Origin of the sequence: Microbispora sp. ATCC PTA-5024 (genome assembly GCF_000511135.2) — a bacterium.
In the GTDB taxonomy this organism is placed as follows: Bacteria; Actinomycetota; Actinomycetes; order Streptosporangiales; family Streptosporangiaceae; genus Microbispora; species Microbispora corallina.
The window spans coordinates 157,530-159,807 of the sequence record NZ_KI866524.1 but is presented as its reverse complement, the minus strand read 5'-3'; the positions used below and the strand labels follow the sequence as shown (position 1 = coordinate 159,807).

Annotated in this window: 2 protein-coding genes; one reads left to right on the top strand and one right to left on the bottom strand. The window is 74.1% G+C overall.

Annotated elements, in window-relative coordinates; genetic code table 11:
* A partial coding sequence (locus tag MPTA5024_RS21475; RefSeq protein ID WP_198167318.1) for a hypothetical protein occupies positions 1–1,320 on the bottom strand: 1,320 nt, incomplete at its 3' end.
* A 398-nt stretch (positions 1,321–1,718) separates the two neighbouring features.
* On the opposite strand from MPTA5024_RS21475, the gene MPTA5024_RS21470 reads away from it, so the two are divergent.
* Positions 1,719–2,264, top strand: coding sequence for a MarR family transcriptional regulator (locus MPTA5024_RS21470; protein ID WP_084369896.1), 546 nt, complete (start codon positions 1,719–1,721; stop codon positions 2,262–2,264).
* The last annotated feature ends 14 nt before the right edge of the window (positions 2,265–2,278 follow it).

Here is a 2,278-nt window from a genome sequence, read left to right as displayed (position 1 = left end):
GGGCGACCCCGGCCCGCTCGGCGGCCGGCCCGGGACGGACGGCGGCCGGGCGGGCGACGCCGCCGGCCTGACCGTGTACGGCGGCGTGGGGGGGACCGTATAGAAGCCCGGCGAGTACGCGGTGACGCCTGGGTCGCTCCGCCGGGAGCCGCCGCCGAAGTGCCGGCTCTGCAGCCCGCAGGAGACGAAGTCGGAGTAGAACATGCGCAGCCAGTCGCGCCGCTGGGCATCGGTGAGCTCGGAGAACCACTGGGCGGCGATCCGGTGCTCGGCGAGCGGACCGGGCGGGAGCTGGTTGCCGCGCAGCCACGCCACCACGATCGCCCGGTAGCCCGCGGCGACCCGGCCCGGGCACGGCCGCGCCAGCCGGTCGAGGAACTCGGTGACCGCCCGCTGCGCGAAGCCGGTGCCCAGGTCGTCGAGGTGGATGACCACCACCCCGGGCGGGGCGGGGGCGTCGTCCCCCGGCGCGCGCTGCTCAACCCGCCGGAACTCGGCGGGAGTGCCGATCAGCTTGAGGGCGAGCGGGGTGAACACCTCGGCCAGGTCCGGCAGCCCGCCGCGCAACGTGGGGCGCACGCACACGCTGATCGGCCACTCCTGGCAGCTGTACACGATGCGCTCGCTGGCGGCCATCGTCCGCGGCTCGGCCACCAGGCGGGCCGCTCCGGTGCCCGCCGCCAGCACGGCGGTCACGGCCGCCGCGAGCGCGAGGACGCGGCGGGTGACCAGCGCCACCCACCCGAGCAGCAGCGCCGCGCTCAGGCCCAGCAGCCACAGCGTCTGGTTGGCGAAGGCCGTCTCGCTGACCCCCGCGAACAGGTCGTACGGCTCCCGCGTCGTGGGCGCCAGCCGGACGGCCCACGCCGAGCGGTCGGCGAGCAGGGTGAACAGACCGTAGGTCCCGGCCCCGGCCAGGACGGGGGTCACGGCGAAGGGAAGCAGCCAGCCGGCGATCCAGCCGACCACGACGTACAGCGCCAGCCCGGCCACGGACATCGCCAGCCCGCCCGGCATGAGGGGGCCCGACTGGCCGGTCAGCGCGGCGCGCAGCCCGAGCAGCGCGACGGTCGCGCCGAACGACCCCGTGACGAGCGCGAGGATCGCCAGCGGCGCCGTGGCGGCCCGCCACGGCGTCAGCGTGTGCCCGCGCTCGGCCCGCCGCCTGCGCGTCGCGACCAACGCCGCGAACGCCGCGGCCACCGGGCCGGTCAGCCGCAGTGAGCCGATGACGCCCAGCACGATGTCGTCCCAGTCCATGAAGCCAGGAATGAGGACGCTCCACGCGGCGACGAGCCCGAGCGCGAGCAGCACGGTCACCACGACGACCGTGCCCTGCCTCAGCTCCCCACGTGGACCGCCCCTGTGGTCACCCACAGCCCGGCGCGGCCCCCGGCCACGCCGTCGTCGGCGTCCGGCGCGCATGCGGCGCCGGGACAGCGGTGCTGCCCATCGAGAAAACCCCCCGTGTCTGTGTGAGTGGCCGGCGTCGGACCGCGCCCTTCCCCGTGACGCCTGTCCGCCGGACGAGCCCGTCCCGCCTGCGGTTAGCAGACGCGACTCCCCGTGCCGCCGGGTTTGCCGCCGCCTCACCTTTCGACGTGGCAACCATAACGGAGCGTGACCCTGAGGGAGGGAGTTCTGGGGTCAAGGAATGAATCCGGTTACGCTACGTGCACCGGTCGATCACTCCCGGGGCCGCGCTACCGTATATCGCTGTGTCCGTCCCGCCCAGTTCAGACCATGTGCCCGCCGGCGGCGCCAGGCCGCTCAAGCTGCCGTTCGACCCGATCGAACGGGCGGCCGCGACCTGGCGCGAGACCTTCGGGCCGTCGTCGGCCATGGCCGCCGTCACCTCGATCATGCGGGCCCACCAGATCCTGATCGCCCAGCTCGACGGGCTGCTGAAGCCGTACGACCTGACCTTCGCCCGGTACGAGGCGCTGGTGCTGCTCACCTTCAGCAGGACGGGCGCGCTGCCGCTGTCGAAGATCGGCGAACGGCTCATGGTGCACCCGACCAGCGTCACCAACACCGTCGACCGCCTGGAGCGGGCCGGCCTCGTCCGCCGGATGCGCAACCCGAGGGACGGCCGCGGCGTGCTCGCCGAGATCACCGACGAGGGCCGTGACGTCGTCCGCAGGGCCACGGGCGACCTGATGGACGCCGGCTTCTGCATGGGGATGTACGAAGACGACGAGCTGGGGGACATGTTCGACCTGCTGAAGACCCTGCGCGTGGCCGCGGGCGACTTCAGCGTCTGAGACGGCGGACGGGG